This window comes from Ralstonia condita (assembly GCF_958405655.1).
Lineage (GTDB): Bacteria > Pseudomonadota > Gammaproteobacteria > Burkholderiales > Burkholderiaceae > Ralstonia > Ralstonia condita.
This window is the reverse complement of the sequence record NZ_CATYWO010000002.1, coordinates 698,782-718,716: the sequence shown is the minus strand read 5'-3', so window position 1 is coordinate 718,716 and position 19,935 is coordinate 698,782. Positions and strand designations below refer to the sequence as shown.

The window sequence follows — 19,935 nt, the reverse complement described above, 5'->3', positions numbered from 1 at the left end:
TCACTGCGGAACCTTGATCGCGAGGTTCGCCGGCCACTCGGCCTGCGGGTCAAGCTTGAGCCACGCCATGCCGGGCAGGCCGGTCTTGACCAGCTTCAGGTGTTTGCGCAGCAGATCACGATCGATCTGCGCCTTCACGCGGAACATCAGCTTCTGCCGCTCGCTGGCCGTTTCCACCGTCTTGGGCGTGAACTGCGCGGTGCTTGCCACGTAGGACACGTGGGCCGGGATCACGAACTGCGGTGCAGCGTCGAGCACGATGCGCACTTCGCTGCCCATGGCGATCCGGCCCGCGTCGGTTTCGGGCACGAAGAAGGTCATGTACACGTCGGACAGATCGACGAGATTGAGCAACCGCCCTCCCCCGGCCAGCACCTCGCCGGGCTGGGCGATACGGTACTGCACCCGCGCATCACGCGGGGCCGTCAACGCGCTGTCGTCAATGTCTGCCTTGATGCGCAGCACCGTGGCATCCGCCGCCTTGACGGTGGCGTTGGCACCGGCCACCTGCGTGCGTGCCGCCGACGCGGCCGCCTGCGCCGCTTCAGCCTGCGCGCGCGCGGCCACCAGCGCGGCCTTCGCGCTGCGCACGCGGGCGCGGTCGTCGTCCAGCTCCTGCAAGGAGGACGCCCCTTCAAGCGACAGCTTTTCGGACCGCGCCAGCCGGCGCTGCGCGGCGTCGAGATCGCTCTCGCGCAACGCGATCTGCGCCTGCGCTGCCTGCACGTCCGCCTCGCGCACCGCCACCTGCGCCTGCGCGCTCGCTACCGCAGACACGGACTGCTGCTGCCGCGCAAGCGCCTCGTCACGCTGGGCCTCCAGCGTCTGCACCTGCATGTGCGCCAGCGCCTGGCCGGCCTTCACGAAGTCGCCCTCGTCCACGAGAATGTCCTGCACGCGGCCGGGAAGCTTGGTTGCCACGTCGATCTCGGTGGCCTCGATGCGGCCATTGCCGCTCACAAAGCCCTTGCCGGGTCCGTCGTGACGCAAGGACTTCCACGCAAGGGCGCCGCCGGCGACCACCAGGGTGGCCACGATCAGCGCAATCCATCGTTGTCGGGTGGGTAGTGTCATGGGGTGGCTCCGCCAGGTGCGCGCGAGGGCGGCGTCGGTTTCAGGGGGGCGTTGGGATCGGATGCGGCGGGCTCGGCAGCCTGCGTGCCGCCACCAAGCGCCGCATACAGGCCCACGCGGCTGGACAGGAGGGCGCGGCGCACCTGCACCACTTGCTGTTGCGCAGCCAGCAGATCGCGCTGGGCGTCCAGCACTTCCAGGTACGTCGATGATCCGGCATCGAACCGCAGTTGCGACAGGCGCGCGCGTTCGGTCTGCGCTGCCAGTGCGGCCTGCGCGATGTCGAGCTGCTCAGCCAGCCATTTGCGCGCGGAAAGCGCATCGGACACGTCGCGGAACGCCGCCTGCACGGTCTTCTCATAGCTGGCGACGGCCAGGTCGCGGCGGGCTTCCGCCAGATCGAGGTTGCTGCGCAGCTTGCCGCCCTCGAACAGCGGCACGCTGATGCTCGGCGCAAAGATCCATGCGCGGGTGCCCGGGGCGAACAGGTTGCCCAGCTCGGGGCTGATCGTGCCGTAGGCCGCAGTGAGCGCCACACGCGGAAAGAACGCCGCGCGCGCCGCGCCGATATTGGCGTGCGCCGCACGCAGCCGGTGCTCCGCGGCGACAATGTCCGGGCGCTGCGTCAGCAGGTCCGACGGCAGGCCCGCGCGCAGGTCAGCCAGCATGCGGTGTTCGTCAAGCGGCTCGGTCACGGGCGGCAGGTCGATGGGCTTGCCGACCAGCAGTGCGAGGCCGTGTGCCTGCGCATCGCGCGCCTGCTGTAACTGCGCGAGCAGCGCCTGCGCCTGTGTCAGCAGGGTCTGGACTTGCGTACGGTTCAGCTCCGACGTGGCGCCCTCCTCCACGCGGCGCGAAAAGATGCGCAGCGTTTCGGTGCGGCTGTTGACGGTGGCGCGAGCAAGCGCGATGCGCTCGTCCAGCTCGCACAGCACGAGGTAGCTGTCGGCCACCTGCGCGATCAGCCCGAGCGCCACGGCACGCCGCGCCGCGTCGGAGGCGACGTAGTTTTCGAGCGCCGCCTCGTTGAGGTTGCGCACCCGGCCCCAGAAGTCGATTTCCCAACTGGACACGCCGGCCCCTACCTGATACTGGCTCACACGCATGGGGGCCCCGAAGAGGCTCATGTCGCCGGGGATGCTCAGGCGGCTCATGCCGGCCAGCCCTTCGAGATGCGGAAACGTATCGGCACGCTGAATGCCGAACGCCGCGCGCGCCTCTTCCACGCGCAGGACAGCCGTGCGCAGATCGCGGTTGTTCTCAAGCGCCTGCGCAATCAATGCCTGCATGCGCGCGTCAGTAAAGTACGCCTGCCAGCCCGTCGCTGCCGCAGGCAGCCCACCGCGACCGTCATCCGCGTCATAGCGACCGGCGACCGGCAAGGTGGGCGTCTCATAGGGGGGCGCCATCGAGATGCAGCCCGACAGCGACGCGATCGCGGCGGCCAATGCAGCCACGCGCGTGCCTGCGCTCCAGCCGCGCGCCGCGAGGGAAATCTGCGCACGCATTTACTTCTCCAGCACGTAGGTACCCGGCGCGTCGCCCAGCGGCGGCTGCCCCGGGAGGCCCATGCGCGGCGGCTTGACCGGCGTGGCCGTTGCCGCATGCGCCACCAGCCATGCGTGCCACGCCGGCCACCACGAGCCGTCCTGCGCAGGCGCCGACGCCAGCCAGTCATCCTGGCCCATCGACGTCTTGCCTTCGTGACGCGTCTGCATCTGGAAACGCCGATGCGAGTTTTCCGGCGGGCTGACAATGCCGGCGTTATGGCCGCCGCTGGTGAGGACGAACGTCAGTTCCGCCTCGGTCAGGTGATGCAGCTTGTAGACCGAGCGCCAGGGCGCGACGTGGTCAGTCAGCGTGCCGACCACGAAGATGGGGATGTCGATGTCGTTCAGATGCACCGGCTTGCTGTTGACCGGGTAGCGGCCTTCGCTCAGGTCGTCGTTCAGGAACAGGTGCCGCAAATACTGGGCATGCATGCGCGCGGGCATGCGCGTGGCGTCGGCATTCCACGCCATCAGGTCGTTCAGCGGGGCGCGGTCACCCATCAGGTATTCGCCCACGATGCGTGACCACAGCAGGTCATAAGAGCGCAGCATCTGAAAGGCGCCGGCCATCTGGCTGGCTCGCAGGTAGCCCGTCTGCCCCATCTGGGCCTCGAGCAGACTCACCTGCGCCTCGTCGATGAACAGGCCGAGTTCGCCCGGCTCGCAGAAGTCGGTCTGCGCGGCAAAGAGCGTCATCGATGCCAACCGCGCGTCGTCATCGCGCGCCATCGCCGCGGCGGCGATGGCCAGCAGCGTACCGCCCAGGCAATAGCCCGTGGCGTGTACCCGCCGGCCCGGCACGATGGCATTGACGGCATCGAGCGCGTCGAACACGCCGAGCCTGAGGTAGTCGTCCATGTCGAGGTCCCGGTCGGCCTCGCCGGGGTTCTTCCACGAAATGCAGAACACGGTGTGGCCTTGTTCGACCAGGTAGCGGATCAGCGAATTGTGCTCAGACAGATCGAGGATGTAGTACTTCATGATCCACGCCGGCACGATCAGGATCGGCTCCGCCTGAACCTTGGGTGTGGCTGGCGCGTACTGGATCAGCTCGATCAGCCGGTTGCGCAGCACGACCTTGCCCGGTGTCACGGCCACGTTGTGGCCGACCTCGAAGCGTTCGGTCCCCGCCGTCGGCGCCCCGCTCATCGCGCGCTCCAGATCGTCCAGGGCATTGAGTGCGCCACGCACAAGGTTGGTGCCGCGCTGCTCGAAGGTCTGGCGCAGGACGACGGGATTGGTCGCGAGCTGGTTGCCCGGCGACATCATGTCGAGCCACTGGCGGGCGGCAAAGGCGACCACATCCTCGTGGTGCTTGGCCACGCCCCACACACCGCGCGTGGCAGCCTCCCACCATTGTTCAGTCAGGAGGAAGGCCTGGTGCAGCACATTGAATGGCCACAGGCGCCACTCCTCTGCGGTAAAGCGCCGATCCTGCGCGGGCGGCTGCACACACGGGCACGCCTGCTGTGGGCCGGCAGCCATGCAGTCGCGCACATAGCGGCCGATCTGCTCGGCCTGCGACAGCGCCAGCCGAAAAAGGTCCAGCCGCTTGCCGGGCGAAACGGCCAGGTGAAGCGCCCAGTCCATCAGGGCCAATTGCATCGACACAAGCGAAAGCGAACCCGACGCGCGCGCAAGCGCAGCGTGAAACGGCGGATCGATCTGCTCGGCGGCAGGAGAAAACGGCACGGGGGCGGTGCGCATGGTGATGGGGGCGGCGTTAAACGATTGCGGTTCTGTCTATGCAGTCCATTAGATGCCACCCGCCATGCGCTCACGTTGATACATCTCAAGTCGGCGGGAGAGCACTACCTCTAGTGCGTTTCATATTTCCGACACGTTCGCGCAGCCACCAACGCACATTGATCGGCATCAGCCTTGGCCACACCCGACAAGCGTACGCTCGCAACCATAAGACAGGGCCTGGCAATGCGGCCTGAAACAAGGAAGGAAACGGGGAAACCATGTTGGAATTGCAACCCGACGACGTGGTCAGCGCCACGCTATGGGAGCTGGAAGAAGCCGTGAGTGCGGTATTGCCGTCGTGCGCGCTGGTTCAGGCGTCGCCAAGCGCTTGCGGCGGATACAACGTCCTGGCGCAATGGTCATCTGCCGGCATGCATGGCAACCCGACACGCTGCACCCTGACACTGCACGTTACCGTCACCGCCGTGCGCACCTATTGCCGCTGGAATCATCCGAAACGCGAAGCGGCCTGCCGCCAGCTCAGCGATTGGCTTGGCGAGCAGGTTGCCAGGCAGGCGGCCGACGTGCCGGCGGATACCGGGTTCGACCTGCACGGCGTCGCACCCGAGCCCTTCTTCGAAGACGACGCGACGCCCGTGCGCGTCACCGCGCGGGACCGGGCGCACGATTTCGCGCTTTACCGCGGCGCTCCGCCGCCACCCTTGACCTAATTCGCACGCACCTGATCGAAGAACTTCCACGACGCCTGCCGCGGACCATAGAACTTGTGCACGGCCGTCACATCGGAGTGCTTCGCCATCAAGTCGCCGGCCATGGCCAGCGTGCGCCGCACGCCCTGCACGTCGCGCAAGAAGGCCTCAACCGCCTGCGGATCAAAGTATGTCCCGCTGCGCTCTGCCAGGACGGCCAGCGCGTGGTCCTCCGTCATGCCCTCGCGGTAGACGCGCGGCTCGGTCATCGCGTCAAAGGCGTCGGCAACGGCCACGATGCGCGCCGCAAGCGGAATGCCGTTGCCCGCAAGCCCGTCGGGGTAGCCCGTGCCGTCGAAGTGCTCGTGGTGGTGGCGCGCCACGTCTGCGGCGCACTGCAGCAACGCGTCGGAACTGCCGCCGAGCATGTCGGCCCCGATGCTCGAATGGCGCTGCATGATCCGCTGCTCGTCCTCGCTCAGCGCGCCCGGTTTGAGCAGCACGTGATCCGGCACCCCCAGCTTGCCGACGTCATGCACGGGGGCTGTGAGATAGATCTGAAACTGCGCGGCCTCCTCCAGGCCCATGCGTTCGGCCAGACGGGCGCTCATGCAGGCGGTCCGGATGAGATGCCCGAGCGCAGACGGATGCCGTAACCCGCCCGCCAGGGTAAGGCTGGCCAACAACAGGTGCGGGTGGTGGTGTGTTGTCATGCTTGCTGCAATGCTCTTTGTCTGTCGCCCCGGACATGGGTACCACAAGCGACGCCTTGTGTCGTATCACCGTGGCGTCATTGCCCGGCATGGATTGGGAGAGGCCACCCGGCCGGCCTGGCCAGGGTTGATCCATCGCCGTCCGATTCGCCAGATGCGGGTGTCGATGTTAGCAGCGAGCCTGTCGATGCGGTGGGGCGTTCTCCGGCCTGCGCTGCGGTCCGCTGTTCTGGATCAACGAAACCTCGGCCGTCGGAAAAAGTTGTCTGGCCGCGTCATGCCGACGGCACGACGCGCACTACACGATGAGGGCGGCACGCATCACAAAACATCCGTCAGCAATACGGCGTTGAGACGCGCCACGAGCACGGTCCCTCCCGTGGCCAACACGAGGCAGCAACGACACGAGCAGGCCCCACACAAAGTCGTATCCAATTGTTAACGGTGTGAGGCGCGGTCGACTTGGCCAGCGGCATCCGGCGACATGCTGCAGTACAGTCCAAGCCATGAAAGCCGCCCTCTACTCCCCGCCCCCCGCCACGTCCGTCGCCCTCGCCTTCGCCCTGCTGGCGCCCCTCGCCCTGCTGGGTGCGTGCGCTTCGACATCACCGCCGTCGGCATCGGCGCAGCAACAGGCGACCGCCGAGGCGGCGGGCGCTACCAGCCCCGACAGCGGCTGGCTGGCCCTGCGCGCCAAGTACATGGATTGCGTGCAGCACCAAGCCGACGCCGGCATGTCGGGCAACGGCCAGACCAAGGCTGTCGTGGCTGCGGCGCTGGACGCATGCACAGGTGAATTGCAGACCATGCACGATGCCTTTCGCGATTACCTCAGCGCGGAGATGGTGTCCTCGCATGGCAAGGCCGGTGCGCGCCACGCGGCGGACCGCGTGACGAAAGACACGCGTGAGAAAGCCCGTGTCTACCTGATGGGCTATGTCGACCACGAGCGCTACCTGGCCAAATCGCGCTGAACGGGCACGCTGCGCTACGCATGGCCGGCCATCCGGCCTGCGCCCTCGGCCGTCTACAGCATTTCCAGCGGGCGCGGCCCCCGGGGCGGCGGAAAGAGAACGTCCAGTGCAGCGAGCTGCCCGGGCGTCAGCGTATGGGCCAGCGCACCGACGTTCTCGCGCAACCGCTGACGATTGCCAGTCTTGGGAATCGCGATGACCCCGTCGCGCGCCAGCAGCCACGCGAGCGCAACCTGTGCAGGCGTCATGCCGGCCTCGCGCGCAAACTGCACCAGCCCCGGGTGCCTCAGCAGCCGCGCCTGCTCGATCGGCGAGTAGGCCATCACCGGCACATGACGCTCGCGTAACCAGGGCAGCAAGTCCCACTCGATTCCACGGCGGCTCAGGTTGTAGAGCAACTGATTGGTTGCCACCTGGGTGCCGCCCGGGATGCTCCAGAGGGCCCGCATGTCAGACAGGTCGAGGTTGCTCACGCCGTAGTGGCGGATCTTGCCTTCCCGTTGCAAGGCTTGCAGGCCTTGCACGGTCTCTTCCAGCGGGATGCTGCCACGCCAATGCAGCAGGTACAGGTCGATGCGGTCGGTGCCGAGCCGCCGCAGGCTGCGCTCGCAGGCGGCTGCCACGCCGCGCCGGCTGGCGTTGTGCGGATAGACCTTGCTGACGAGGAACACCTCGTCGCGCCGCCCTGCGATGGCCTCGCCGATGAGCGATTCCGACAGGCCCTCGCCGTACATCTCTGCGGTGTCGATCAGGCGCAGGCCGAGATCGAGGCCCAGACGCAGCGTGGCGATTTCTTCGGCACGCGCGGCTGGGTCCTCGCCCATATTCCACGTACCCATCCCAAGCGCCGGCACGCGCTCGCCATCGGGCAGGGTGACATCGTTCATGCATGACCTCCGTTGATGCCGCGGGCTGCTCTGCTGGCCACCCGCGCACGTTGCGCATGGTGTCAATCTACAAGACCACCCTTGCACCGAAAAGCGCGTGGCCATCCGCTCAGAAAATACGCTGCCGCGCAGCCATCGGCAGCCTGCCCGGCGGCAGTGGCAGTGCCGTGCCCCGCCTTCTGCACGCTGGCATGGGTGGCACGCGGCGAGCACATACCCGTGCGACGCCACGGCAGATCAAACCCGCAATGCCATACCCCCCATCAGGGTTATCCGCCATTCCCCCGCGCGCACCGCTTTCGGACACTCCTGCCACACCACCAATAAAACAACAGGGGCGGAGACAGGCATGGACAGGAGGCAGTTCGTTCGTAGTTCAGTTGTGTTGGGTGGCGCCATGATGCTGGCGCCCATGGCGCGCGCGGCAGACGCCGGCGTGTTTGCAGACAGGATCGTCTTTGGGCAGACGGTGGGGTTCGACAGCGTATGGGGCAGCCTGTACAAGAACTACACCGACGGCATGCTGGCCTGCTTCGAGCAAGTCAACGCGCAGGGCGGCGTGGCGGGCCGCAAGCTGGTCGTCAAGCGGCTGGAAGACAACTACGTGCCAGAGAAGACGGTGGCCAACGTCAGGACGCTGATCCAGGAAGGCGTGTTCGGGCTGGTCTGCATGGGGGGCACGGGCAACACCGTTGCCGCCCTGCCCCTGCTGGAGCAATACCGCGTGCCCGCCGTGGGCGCCATGACGGGCGCCGTCGCCGCGCGCAAGGCCAGCGCCCCGCTCTTCCACACGCGTGCCAGCTATACCGACGAAGTCACGAAGATGGTCCAGCACGCCACCACCATCGGGCTCAAGCGCATTGCCGTGGTGTACCAGGACAACGCCTTCGGCGCCGGCAATGCCGATGCGGCCAAGGCGGCCGCCAACAAGTTCGGCGCACAGATCGTTGCGCTCATCCCGCACAACGTCAACGGCGGCGACAGCGACATGGTGGTCGACAGGATCGCCTCGGCCAACCCGCAGACCACGCTGCTCTTCACGTCGCCATCGTCCGTGGCGGACATGCTGCTGCGCTTTCAGGCCAAGTACAGCCCGCTGCCGCTGCCGCAACCGTGGGTGCTGTCTGTCACCACGCCCAAGACGGTTTTCGAGAAGGCCGGCACACTGGCCCACGGCGTGGCCGTCACGCAGGTCATGCCGGGCCCGAACGCGCGCACCCAGCCGCTGGTGCGCGCGTTTCGGGAGGCCAACGACAAGTTTGGCGTGCGCACCAACCAGACCTACGAAGCCGTCGAAGGCTTCCTCACCGGCCGGGTGATCGTCGAGGGCCTGCGCGCCTGCGGCGCCAATCCCACGCGTGAGGCGTTCATCCAGGCGCTGGAGGGCTTCGGCACGCGCGACTTTGGCGGCGTGCGCGTGCATTACGACCGCACCAACCACGCCGGGCTCAACTACGTGGACGTGGCGATGATCGGGGCCAATGGCAACCTGGTGGGCTGAGTTGCGCGGCACACGCTCGCCACGACCCCGCCCATGATTCGCACAGACCCGCCCCCGTGGCGGGTTTTTTCATGACGGGCCGCGCCGGTCGCCCCTTGCGAAGCGGCGCGGCGCATGTGCGGAGTCCACTCCACCCTGCCCGTCAGCCTCTAGCCGCCAGTCTCCAGCCACCCAGCGTGAGCAGCCCGCCATGACGAGTGCCGCGACCCGCTACCACGTGTACGGGAAGCGAAGCGTGAAGACATAGTTCGGGGCATCGGGCGTCAGGCCCATCGCCAGCGTCGCGCTGATCGACAGGTTCTTGGTGAGCACGTGGCTGATCCCGAACGTCATGGTGCCGACGTTGGTCTTGCTGCCGACGACGGATTGCTCGGTGCCGCCATCCGGCGTGATGCGCGTGTTGCCCGAGAACGCGGTGCTGTACGCCATGGTGAGCGCAGTGCGATCGTTGAGCGCCAGCGCCAGGCCGCCGCCCAGCGTGATCGTGTCGCCCAGCTTGACCTTGCCGGGCTGCACAACCCCCTCCGTCGACGAGAGATCGGCAAACGACCGCGGCACGTAGTAGGTGTAGCTGGCGTTGGCGAACAAGACCACCGGGTCGTACGTCTTCAGGAACGACAGGCCAAGGGTGCCGCTCCACACACCATTGCCGGTGGGCAGTTGCTGATCGATGATGAGGTTGTTGTTGTTGGCATCCGCCTGGATCAGCTTGATGCCGAAGGGTGACCGTCCGGTCGGCGCCCGCAACCGGAAGCTGCCGACAATATCGGGCCAGTCGGCAGACTCCTTGAGCAGTTGATAGTAGAGGCCCGCGCTGACGTCGCCGATGCCCGCGGACGTCTTGTCCGCCTCGCTCACCGTACTGGATGCCCCACCCGCCCCGCCACTGAAGAACGTGCTGGAGCGGTACACCGCCGGCACCGTAAAGTCGGCACTCAGCCGGTCGGTAAAGCCGTACCGGCCCGTGACGTCGAACGTGGTCAGGTTGGCCTTGGTCTGCACCAGGTTGATCTGGCCCAGGAAGATGGCGTCCAGCGCCAGGAAGCCCGAGAGCGCCAGATTGCGCCGATCGTAGTAGCTGTAGCTGATGCCGGTGTCGAGCGTGAAACGCCGCTCGAACAACGGCGCGTGCTCCGACTGGAACACAAGATCCTTGCTCTGGATGCGCGGCTTCTCGTTCGGGTCGGGCCGAGCGGCGGTCGTGCTTTCCGAAGCGGGTGGTGCGTTGCCCGACTGCGCAACCAACGCTGCCGAAGGAGCCTGTACGGAGCCCTTTGCCGTACCTGACGGCGCCGGTTGGCTCGCAGCCTGCGCGCGGACGCCCCCGACGCCCCTGCCACGCACGCGCACCAGCTCAAGATCGGTCACGCGCTCTTCAAGCGCCTGGATGACCTTCTGCTGGTGCTCGATGATGCGCGACAGCCGGGCCAACCGTGCGTCGAACGCGCTGTCGCCCGTTTGGGCCTGCGCCCATGTCGTTGCCGGAAGCAGTGACCAACATGCCACTGCGCACGCCACTGCGGTGCGTTGATGTCCCATGTTTCCCCCCGGAAAGCAAGGTCGAGACTCGACAGTCTCTAAAGCGGCACGCGAGCCCAGTGGCTGCGCGCCGGATTGTGAATGTGCTCTTGTGCGCTTCTATCTGTTCAACGGGTCTTTCGTGGCTAGCGGCGCAACCCTGCAATCGACCGCAACGCCTGCGCCACGCCCACTTGTGCCAACTGCTGATGCGACATGCCTTGCATCTGCAACTGGATCGACAACTGGTTGGCAATCACCTGCGCATTCCCCGCCAGTTGGGCCACCTGCATCACGCTCCCCGCCGCCCCGGCCAGATTGGGTGACGCCGATTGCGAGGCGACGCCCATCGGGCTGGTGATGGCAACCTGCACACCGCCTGTGCCCGCCTGGGCCCGGGCGACAAAACCGTTCTCCGCTGCCATCGCGGCTGAACCGCCTGACGGCAGCGCAGGCAATGGCTGCGTCTGCATCGAGATCGATGTGGCGTTGGCCGCCAGATTGTTGCTGCCAGCCACCTGCGTGACCTGCCCCACGCCATTGACCTGCACGCCGGCGCCGCCAGACGCGCTGGCGCCCGGTGCTGCACCGTCGAGGGCTCCCGGCCCCATGTGTACCGAGGCCTGGGTGCTGACGGCCACGTGGGCAGCGTTGCTGCGCAGGTCCGTGGCGAGCATGCGCGCCTGCGCAGACGCCTGCCCCGCTTCGTTACGCCACTGCGACGCCATTTCGATCATGAAACCGCTCACGATGCTGGCGCCCAGATACTTGCCGCGCTGCCGGGCGAGTTCAGCGTCATCGGCCAGCTCGACCGCCGTGCCAGCGTGCAACAGCACCGCACCATCGTGCGCATCCGGTACCGCCGGTGTGCTGGCCAGCGGCGCAGCGCCCGCGCCGGCGCACCATCCGGCCCACGCCAGCGGCACGATCCATGAGAGTGTTTTGGCTTTCATCAGAACAAGTCCCACCGCGCAGGCCCGAATTCCATCTGGATCGGCAGGGCGCCACCGCCAATGGCGGCGCTTTCACGCGCACGCAGCGTCGGAGCGTTGGTCTGCAACAACCCGGAATCCGCCTGAACGGACGTATCGCCAACAATTGCAAAGACCAGGCCATTCCATGCAGGCGCAAACTCCCACTCCTGCATGATGCGGTTACCCAGCGCGGGGTCGGCGATGAACACCCGCCCGTGAGCAGCCCGCTTGACGACCACGAAGTGTTGATACCCGTTCAGGTTCAGCAGGACGATCACCGGGATGGCCAGGTCGCGCAACGCCGTCATGTCAACGCGGTAACCCCGGCCACGAAAGCCCAGCGTCTGCACGTAGTTGCGCATGTCGAGCATCGAGAAACCCTGCTCTGCAACCTGCTTGGGGTCGCTCACCTTCATCATCTCGGCGATGATCCGGCGCTCGTCGATGTCCATGCCATAGGCATAGCGCAGCAACGTACCGACGGCCGCCGCACCACAACTGAAATCCTGCTGCTGGCGCATTACGCTGCGATACCGCAGCTCCGCCATGCTCCTGACCGGCTTGTTGAGCGGCATCTCGCTGTCGGCGCGCAACGCAATCGCGCCCTCCTGGGCCGCGCACAAGCCGCACGCGCTGGCCAGGATCAGCATCAACACGCCGCGCAATCGCCGGTTCCGTCGCATGTCACCCCCACGGTGACCACACGCCCGACCACGCAAGGCAGCCGGGCGACAGGTCAGTTGGTTACGCTCAGTTCATGCCCCGGGCCGTGGCAATGGCCAGACCGTTATGCTGCAGATTGCCCGCGCCAGCGGCGATGTTCACGCCGATGTTGCCCATGGCGTTCATCAGCGCCGTTCCGCTCAGCGATGCCACGTTGGTCGGATCGCAACCGTTCAGGCGCAGCGAGTTGTTGTCGGCCGCCTGCTTGTTGTAGACCGTGGCCTTGGCGATGTTGCCCGAGCTGTTGGTCGACGCCGCCATGCCGTTCTCTTGCAGCTCGCCCGCACCGGCAGCGATGTTCACGCCGATCGTGCCCTTGGCGCCATTGAGCGCGCTGCCGCCCAACGTGGCCGTGTTGGCTGCGTTACCAATCGACAACGACTCACCCGGATCAGCCTGGTTGTTGAAGACCTGGGCGGATGCGAAGACCTTGCCCGCGTCCACCGCGGCCAGCGCAACGTCGTTCGATTGCACATTGCCGGCGCCCGCCGTCACGTTCAGGCCCACGGCGCCCTGCGCACCCTGCAGTGCCTGGCCGTTGACCGATGCGCGGTTGGTGCCGCTCGGCAGATCCATGGAGTTGTTGTTGCTCGTCTGCGTGGAATCGACCACGGCAGAGGATTCCGCGCTGAACGGCATGAAGCCGAGTGCCAGCCCGTAACCCTGCACGTGGATGTCGTTGCTGATTTCCGTCACATTGCGGATGGTCGCGCCCGAAGCGCCCGGGCCATCGTCCCGGCCACTTGCCTGTGCAGCGCCTGTGGCAAGCAGAGCGAGTACGGCAATGGCAGTCAGTTTGGCTTTCATGGTGATCTCCCTTCCTTGTTCCAGTTAAAAAAGAGTGCCCGCCGGGGGACGGAGCACAAAGCTGTTGGACGTGACATTCCCCGTTCCAGCCGTCTGGTTCACCTGCACGACACCAGAGGTATTGCGCAACGCAGTCGAGGCAATCGACGCGTCTTGCCGGCCCTCTGCCGCCTGCGGGGCGTCCTGACGGCGAACCTGTACCGCCACGCCCGACATGGCGCTGTCGGCGAGCGGTTCGATGTGATGGGATTGCTGTTGCACCACGGAGGCTGTCGGTGCGATCAGGGCGACGTTGCTCTGCGCGTTGCCCGCGCCGCCCGCCTGATTGATCGACACCAACCCCGCGGCGCCGTTGAAAGCCGAACCCGCCATCCGGCTGGATGCGGAGAGGCCCCACGGCGCCGGGCCAATACGTTGCGATGACACGATGCCCGCCTCGCCTGTCGACAAGGCCGCCAGGTTGGCCTGCACATTGCCCGTGCCGGACGCCTGATTGACCGCGACCCGCCCGGTGGCATGCGCCGCCGCGTCGCCGTCCATGACCGCAGCCACCGGCGCGCCCTGGGCCCAGGCTGCGCCCGCAACGCCAAGGCCAGCCGCCGCCACGAGCCAGCGCCACGCTGAGCCCTTCACGGCTGCACCCCGCGCGAGAGCGGCGCCAGCGCGCCTGTGATCTGCGAGGCGATACCGGCCGTTGCCTGCACCACCTGCCCGCCGACCCCGCCCACTGCGACCCCGCCGGCGGCGGACCCCACCGCAAAGCCGCCTGCTGCCGCAGGCTGTGCACCGGCCATCTGGGGCGTAATTGCCTGACGGAGCCCGATTGACGCCCCGCCAACGGATGCGTGAGACGTGCCAAGCTCGCCGTCGGAGAGCACGGACATTACCGAGCCGACAGACTGATTGAACGATTGGGTGGGAAACGGACTGACAGCGGTTCGGATGGGCAGCGACGGCGTCGGCACCCCGCGATAGGCAATGCGTGGCGTGACATCGCGCAGCACGACGATGTCGCCCTCATCTGCCAGCGCAGGCTGGCTGGCCAGCACCATTGCCATGCCGCAAGCGACAGCGGTCAGCACAGGCACGCAATTGAGCAGCAGACGCCGGGCACGGCGCTGTGAGGCGATGGTTGACATGGCTCGCTCCTCCCCGGGGGGCGTAGAGCGACATCTGTGCCACGTTTGCTAAGCCCCTGATTCAAGGGGAGAACCGCCTGGCGACAGCCACGATTGACAGCCGTGGCACACGTTTTCGTGTCATGACTGAAACAGGCGAGACACGGAATATCGGGGAGCGCGCAACCGATTGCCCGCGCCAACAGGGCGCAAGCCGATTCAAAAGGTGTTTCAACCATGTAGCAGCGGGCCAGCGGGCTGGGTGCCGCCAAACCGCAAAAAGAGGCGAAACCCTGCGGCGCCCGGGCAAGTCACACCGCATTTCACGGAGGACTCTTATGGAGGCGTCAGCCAAGCACGCGCTTGCCAAGGTGCCCGAAGTCACACTGGGCTTCTGGCTACTCAAAATCGCGGCCACCACGCTAGGGGAGACCGGCGGCGATGCGGTCTCGATGTCGATGAACTTCGGCTATCTGGTAAGCACCGGCATCTTTGCTGCCGTTTTTCTTGTGGCCGTTGCCGCACAAATCAAGGCGGGGCGGTTCAACCCGCTGCTGTACTGGACGACCATCATTGCCACCACCACCGTTGGCACCACGCTGGCCGACTTTGCCGACCGCTCGCTCGGCATCGGATACGCAGGCGGCTCCGCCCTGCTGCTCGGCCTGCTCCTGTGCTCGCTGTATACGTGGTATCGCACCCTGGGGTCTGTGTCGGTCCAGACCGTGCATTCGCCCAAGGCCGAGGCGTTCTACTGGGTCACGATCATGTTTTCGCAAACGCTGGGCACCGCGCTGGGCGACTGGACGGCGGATAGCGCCGGCCTGGGCTACACAGGTGCGGCCATTGTGTTTGGTGCGCTGCTTGCGTTGATCGTGGCGGCTTACTACTGGACGCACATTTCACGCACGCTGCTGTTCTGGGCAGCCTTCATCCTCACCCGGCCGCTGGGCGCCGTGGTGGGCGACTTTCTGGACAAGCCACACAGCGCAGGCGGGCTCGCCCTGAGCCGCTACTCGGCGTCCGCAGCCCTGCTTGCCTTTATCGGAATCGGCCTTCTGCTGTTCAGACAGCGGGCTGCGCGGGTGGCACATTGACCGCGCGCGCGGGCGCACTCGGCACGTGAGGCTTTTTTCTCGGCGCACGGAGCTCTGAGCTCGGCGAATGGAGTTCTGTGCTCGGTGTGCGGAGCTTTTTGCTCGGCAAACGGAGTCCTGAGCTCGGTATGTGGCGCTTTTTGCTCGGCGAGTGGAGTTCTGAGCTCGACGTGCGGAGCTTTTTGCTCGGCGAGTGGCGTTCTGTGCTCGACGTGTGGAGCTTTTTGCTCGGCGAATGGAGTTCTGTGCTCGGCGTGCGGAGCTTTTTGCGCGGCAGATGGAGCGCGGAGGTTGGCGTGTGAGCCGATTTGCTCGGGATTCCGAGCTGGGAGACTGGCGATCTTGCCGCTGGGTGCAACGGTCTTACGGTTTGGCATCCCCGCCCGTATCGGGGCTGCGTTTTACGGCTGTCTTCTTATTCTTCGTTACCTTCGGTGTTCAGCACGCGAAGTATGTTCCACCGATACGGCTCGACCAGCACCCCCTCAAGCGTGGTCAACACGTATGCGCCAATCGCATCCAAAAACCCGGCCTGGAATTCGGCTGACTTGTCCAGCACGTGAATCTGGTATTCCCAGCGCAGCGTCTTGGGCTCGAAGTGGCGGTGCAGCTTCAGGTCTGCCTGCGTGCGGCGCAGAAAGTCTCGCCCGAACACGGCGCCTTTCATGTATTGGCGGCTCTGTTGAAGGGTCGTCATTGGGCACCTCCTGGCAGCGTGCGCGGCATCAGACGGCTAATGCTGGTGGGAGGCGGAATGGCGGGGCAGTGCCCGCGTGGGGTGGGTGTGACTTGAGTCGGATGACGCATTGTCTTGTCCTCTGGTTTGAGTAAGGAGCCACCCACCTGTGAGGGTGGGCGGGCACACGACAAGGTCTGCAATACCGATCAACTATTCCAAAACCGGCAGGGCCGAAGCCCTCCCTGCCGGGCCCGCCCATGAGGACGAACGACGGCACGCGAGGGCTATAACGGCACTCACGGGAATAGTTGAATTCGGGATTGCAGTCCCGGCTGCGGTTGTTGCCGCGGCGGGGGGAGTGTAACGGGGACCATCGCGACCAAGCAAGTACTAAAGGCTATGCTGCGTCGCTCACAATTTTGCCAATGATTTCGCGAATCTCTGAAACATATTCATTACTCTCGTTGCGCCAGTTTTTTAATTCCTCTGAGCAAAATTTAGCTATGTGAGAAATATCAGCATGGGATCCGCCTACGTAATTCTCTATTGCGCCCTTTTTGAGAATGAATATTCCATCTCTATACTTCGAAGCAATCGCTTCATCAACCTCGGGGTGTCTCCTCCTGATTTCCTGAACAATCTCCGCGTTGGGAACACTTACAAAATTTATAAACATATCTATGACAGGCTTCCAAAGCTCTCTATTTGGCTTTGATATGCACCCCTCATCCCCAACCAGATTATTAAAAGCCGATTCAAATGCCGCCTTCTTCTCGCTAGGCAAATCATTAAGTTTATGCTGTTTCAGATCAGCCTCGATTAAGAATTTTTCCGCCTTATCAATGATCGTATTTCCATCTGCAAACTTCATTGACAAAACATTATCGAAATCACCAATGCAATAGACCACCAAACCAAATGCCTCAAAGAATCTTTTCCATTTTATAAACCCACCCTTTCCGCCAACATCGAGAACAGCCAACTCCTGAGTTAAATCAGGATAAAATTCTTTAAATATTGCTCTAAAAAAATACCTATCGGAATCACCCTCGACCAGAACAACTTTTTTAGAAAAAAACGCGTATGTTGATCTTGTGTTATCAAGTATTTTAACTAGATCCCTTTGATTTTCCTCAAGGACCGGAGCACACACAATGGACTCTCTATCGGAATTTAGGGCGATCCGACGGACTTTACCAATCGTGTTGGAATTTATTAGAGATTCTGAGTGCGTGACTATGATGTACTGACAGCTCTTCTCTGAATTTATTTCCTCTATTATCCTCAGATACTCATGTTGAAATTGGTAGTGAAGATGAATTTCTGGCTCATCAATTATTACCACACCACCCTTAAGCTCCCCTCTCCCATAAGCCTCAAAAACAAGATGAACAATTGCTTTTTGACCTGCACTGAGGCTATTAATATCAGGAAGCGGTTGATTTCTTTTAAGATCAATAAATGAAAACGAATACAACCAAGTCCGCTTCTCGAGTAGATTTATCTGGACCCTCAATCCAATTAATTTCAATTTATCGTTTATTTTACGCAAGAATATTACGTTGTTCGCATAATCTTCAGCCTCACGAGCCAGTCCCTCGTCTCCGAATCTTGCATAATGTCTCTCAGCCACAAGCAAGCGAACAAGGGAAAAGATTGTCGGTTCATTTGTTTCTATTCCGTTTGCGCTTCTTAAAATCTCAGTAGCGCGGACTGCTTGAATTTGATGCTCAACGCTTGCTCCCGAGAGCGAAACCGCATTCACAAAATTGTTATAGTTTCTGTATCCACCTATTAAGGCAAATGATTCGAACAAAAGTGGAATTTCGTCCCTCCCCACTTCTGCATTATAAAGAAGTGCCAACTCGCGAAGTAAATTATATTTTGTGAGGTATAGCTCCGCGATATCGTTTCCGTGATGAATAATCGAAACGACGTAGTTGTTGGTGTTCGCTGGAAACCTCACTTCAACGAAAATTTCTTCTATAGAGGAAACAAACTGCTGATACGAAACAGAATCGTAACTATATCTCTCAGCAATAATTCTATATTTTTCAAAATTGCTTACGATGCTTTCGATGTTCCGCCTATCAATCGAATCTAACTTCAAAGTAACTCGGATTAGCTGATCTTCATTAGGAGTATTCCAGTTTGGCTCAAGACGAAATCCAACGCGCGAGCCTTGGTCATTATGTTTTTGAACTACTCGCTTAACATCGCTCTGCGCGATAGTAGCCCGTCTCCCGTAAGCGTCCCTATCGACAGAGTAATGACAAAGAATGGCTCTTTTAAAAACAAAGTTTATTATTTCTAATATCGTTGATTTGCCAGCTCCATTTTGCCCTATAATAATGTTTGTATCCCCATCAAATCTGATTTCAGTGGCGCTTTCAATATTTCCACTATGAGGGAAACTCAAAACGTTAGATATTTTTATCGATGAAATTTTCATAAAATAATTCCAGCGTATATTATTACTTCAAGCTAGCACATCAATTGCCGTGGAGCCCCATCTGCAACGTATACCGACACCCCGTCCGATAATTCACACACCCCCAAAACGCCCCACCCTTCCCCTTCCGCGCCACCAGCTTCACCCCACAAGCAGGACACGAAGGCGTGCGGTAATCCCCCTCAAACACCTTCGCCAGCAGCGCGGCTTGCTTGTCGGCTTCCAGCGCACGAATGCGCTCAAGAATGGCCGGGCCGTCCAGTAGCTGAATCCCCGCGCTCTCTGAAAACGCCTGCACTGGCATGCCCACATAGCCGGACAGAGACCAGAACACGCCCCGCTTGACCTTGTGCGCCAGCATGGAGCCGCCCAGCGCCCGCACCTGCTCCACCTTCACAGGCTTGGTCCATGCCTTGCACTGGACCACCGCCACGGGCGCATCCAGCCCGGCCTTGTAGAGCGTGGCGTCAATGCCGCCGTCCGGGCCGTGCGGCACGGTTTTGACGAGAAAGCCGCTGTGCCGGTAGTACTGCTCGCACAGCAGCTCGAAGCGCTTCCACTCAAGGGATTGGATGGCCTCCAGCGTCCAGCTTTGGGGCGCGGCGGGTGCGGATGTGGGTGCTTGCGGGGGTGTGGCGGTGTCGCGCGTGGCGCTGGGCGGGGTGTTGGGCGCTGCGGTGGGTGCGGTGGGTGCGGTGGGTGCGGGCTGGGGCGTTGCCTTCTGAGGCGGGCGGGGCGCGGCCGGTTGGCTGCGCACGGGGCGGGGCCGCGCATCGGCCTGCTGCCTGTGCTCGCGCACGTAAGACAGCACGGCAAAGAAGCCCAGCAGCAGCGCGGGCAGCCACGCAAGGCCCTGCACGAGCATGGCCACGGCGCCCAGATACGGGTTGCGTGCCAGCGCGGCCGGAAGAATGTTGTGGAGGATGAGGTAGCTGCCCAGCGCGCCAATCGCCAGCATCCACCACGGCAGCGCCAGGAGCGCATCGCTGGTGGATGGTTGCTTCTTTCTCCTGCGCCCCATTAACCGCCCCCGGTAACGGCTTTTTGCTCTGTTGGATGAGGCGCTTGTTCTGATAATCAGCCCGAATACCGTGCGCCTGCGATTTTCGGGAAACAGCATAGGCGATGGGTTGGCGTTTTACCCGCCCCTGTTGGTGGGGTATTCCACAGGGCTTTTGATTTTGGCGTGGACGCAAATCGGCGCCAGCGCTGGGTTCTGTTTATCGTGAATATCTGAATTAAAAATTTAGAAGAGCCGAAGGGCGAGATTGGGCAGGGTGGTGGCAGGTACGGCAGGGCAGTTGATGCATTGCCGCAAGCGGGCTGGCGTCTCGGTGACGTGCGACCCGCCCCCACGCGCACGGCGTGCTCGGGCAGGTGCTCACGCGCTGGGTGCTGGCCCAAGCCCGGAGGGGTGCCGCGCACGACGTGGCCACGCCGTACGGTTTGCGTCACCCGGCAAACTTATA

At 63.3% G+C, this 19,935-nt stretch carries 19 protein-coding genes; 5 read left to right on the top strand and 14 right to left on the bottom strand.

Annotated elements, in window-relative coordinates:
• From R2N03_RS09840 to R2N03_RS09830, 3 genes are read right to left on the bottom strand one after another with little or no spacing between them, the layout of a single operon-like run.
• Positions 1–1,074, bottom strand: coding sequence for an HlyD family secretion protein (locus R2N03_RS09840; RefSeq protein WP_316657380.1), 1,074 nt, complete (start codon positions 1,072–1,074; stop codon positions 1–3).
• Positions 1,071–2,582 (bottom strand): efflux transporter outer membrane subunit, encoded by a 1,512-nt coding sequence (locus R2N03_RS09835; RefSeq protein WP_316657379.1) that lies wholly within the window; start codon positions 2,580–2,582, stop codon positions 1,071–1,073. Before R2N03_RS09835 ends, R2N03_RS09840 begins: the two co-directional genes overlap by 4 nt.
• Positions 2,583–4,331 carry a PHA/PHB synthase family protein gene (locus R2N03_RS09830; protein WP_316657378.1) on the bottom strand — a complete coding sequence of 583 codons (1,749 nt, stop codon included), beginning with the start codon at positions 4,329–4,331 and terminating at the stop codon, positions 2,583–2,585.
• Positions 4,332–4,591: 260 nt separating this feature from the next.
• On the opposite strand from R2N03_RS09830, the gene R2N03_RS09825 reads away from it, so the two are divergent.
• Positions 4,592–5,044, top strand: coding sequence for a hypothetical protein (locus tag R2N03_RS09825; protein WP_316657377.1), 453 nt, complete (start codon positions 4,592–4,594; stop codon positions 5,042–5,044).
• Here the strand turns inward: R2N03_RS09825 and R2N03_RS09820 are convergent.
• On the bottom strand, positions 5,041–5,736 hold the full coding sequence (locus R2N03_RS09820; protein ID WP_316657376.1) for an HD-GYP domain-containing protein: 696 nt from the start codon (positions 5,734–5,736) through the stop codon (positions 5,041–5,043). The two genes, R2N03_RS09825 and R2N03_RS09820, sit on opposite strands and share 4 nt — an antisense overlap.
• A gap of 506 nt (positions 5,737–6,242) precedes the next feature.
• On the opposite strand from R2N03_RS09820, the gene R2N03_RS09815 reads away from it, so the two are divergent.
• The gene (locus tag R2N03_RS09815; protein ID WP_316657375.1) at positions 6,243–6,710 is read left to right on the top strand and encodes a hypothetical protein; all 468 of its coding nucleotides are present in this window, start codon (positions 6,243–6,245) and stop codon (positions 6,708–6,710) included.
• Positions 6,711–6,763: 53 nt separating this feature from the next.
• Here the strand turns inward: R2N03_RS09815 and R2N03_RS09810 are convergent, their stop codons facing one another.
• Positions 6,764–7,597, bottom strand: coding sequence for an aldo/keto reductase (locus R2N03_RS09810; protein WP_316657374.1), 834 nt, complete (start codon positions 7,595–7,597; stop codon positions 6,764–6,766).
• Between the two features lie 397 nt (positions 7,598–7,994).
• Here R2N03_RS09810 and R2N03_RS09805 point away from each other — a divergent pair, with 397 nt between their 5' ends.
• The gene (locus tag R2N03_RS09805; protein ID WP_316657373.1) at positions 7,995–9,098 is read left to right on the top strand and encodes an ABC transporter substrate-binding protein; all 1,104 of its coding nucleotides are present in this window, start codon (positions 7,995–7,997) and stop codon (positions 9,096–9,098) included.
• A 210-nt stretch (positions 9,099–9,308) separates the two neighbouring features.
• Here the strand turns inward: R2N03_RS09805 and R2N03_RS09800 are convergent, their stop codons facing one another.
• The 6 genes from R2N03_RS09800 to R2N03_RS09775 all read right to left on the bottom strand — a co-directional run bounded on the left by R2N03_RS09800 (position 9,309) and on the right by R2N03_RS09775 (position 14,259).
• Positions 9,309–10,637 (bottom strand): transporter, encoded by a 1,329-nt coding sequence (locus tag R2N03_RS09800; protein WP_316657372.1) that lies wholly within the window; start codon positions 10,635–10,637, stop codon positions 9,309–9,311.
• A 125-nt stretch (positions 10,638–10,762) separates the two neighbouring features.
• Positions 10,763–11,569 (bottom strand): hypothetical protein, encoded by an 807-nt coding sequence (locus R2N03_RS09795; protein ID WP_316657371.1) that lies wholly within the window; start codon positions 11,567–11,569, stop codon positions 10,763–10,765.
• Positions 11,569–12,273 (bottom strand): C39 family peptidase, encoded by a 705-nt coding sequence (locus R2N03_RS09790; RefSeq protein ID WP_316657370.1) that lies wholly within the window; start codon positions 12,271–12,273, stop codon positions 11,569–11,571. Before R2N03_RS09790 ends, R2N03_RS09795 begins: the two co-directional genes overlap by 1 nt.
• A 67-nt stretch (positions 12,274–12,340) precedes the next feature.
• Positions 12,341–13,120, bottom strand: coding sequence for a cell surface protein (locus tag R2N03_RS09785; RefSeq protein ID WP_316657369.1), 780 nt, complete (start codon positions 13,118–13,120; stop codon positions 12,341–12,343).
• 24 nt (positions 13,121–13,144) lie between these two features.
• Complete coding sequence (locus R2N03_RS09780) at positions 13,145–13,660, bottom strand: hypothetical protein (protein WP_316657368.1); 516 nt, start codon at positions 13,658–13,660, stop codon at positions 13,145–13,147.
• An 89-nt stretch (positions 13,661–13,749) separates the two neighbouring features.
• A complete protein-coding gene (locus tag R2N03_RS09775) occupies positions 13,750–14,259 on the bottom strand; it encodes a hypothetical protein (RefSeq protein ID WP_316657367.1) in 510 nt (169 codons plus the stop codon).
• A gap of 317 nt (positions 14,260–14,576) precedes the next feature.
• Here R2N03_RS09775 and R2N03_RS09770 point away from each other — a divergent pair, with 317 nt between their 5' ends.
• Both R2N03_RS09770 and R2N03_RS09765 read left to right on the top strand, forming a co-directional pair.
• Complete coding sequence (locus R2N03_RS09770) at positions 14,577–15,335, top strand: COG4705 family protein (RefSeq protein ID WP_316657366.1); 759 nt, start codon at positions 14,577–14,579, stop codon at positions 15,333–15,335.
• Positions 15,336–15,463: 128 nt separating this feature from the next.
• On the top strand, positions 15,464–15,637 hold the full coding sequence (locus R2N03_RS09765; RefSeq protein WP_316657365.1) for a hypothetical protein: 174 nt from the start codon (positions 15,464–15,466) through the stop codon (positions 15,635–15,637).
• Between the two features lie 113 nt (positions 15,638–15,750).
• Here the strand turns inward: R2N03_RS09765 and R2N03_RS09760 are convergent, their stop codons facing one another.
• From R2N03_RS09760 to R2N03_RS09750, 3 genes are all read right to left on the bottom strand, one after another.
• A complete protein-coding gene (locus tag R2N03_RS09760; RefSeq protein WP_316657364.1) occupies positions 15,751–16,032 on the bottom strand; it encodes a hypothetical protein in 282 nt (93 codons plus the stop codon).
• A 379-nt stretch (positions 16,033–16,411) separates the two neighbouring features.
• Complete coding sequence (locus tag R2N03_RS09755; protein ID WP_316657363.1) at positions 16,412–18,466, bottom strand: AAA family ATPase; 2,055 nt, start codon at positions 18,464–18,466, stop codon at positions 16,412–16,414.
• A gap of 40 nt (positions 18,467–18,506) precedes the next feature.
• Positions 18,507–19,487: a restriction endonuclease gene (locus R2N03_RS09750; protein ID WP_316657362.1), complete on the bottom strand. Its 981-nt coding sequence runs from the start codon at positions 19,485–19,487 to the stop codon at positions 18,507–18,509.
• Between the last annotated feature and the right edge of the window lie 448 nt (positions 19,488–19,935).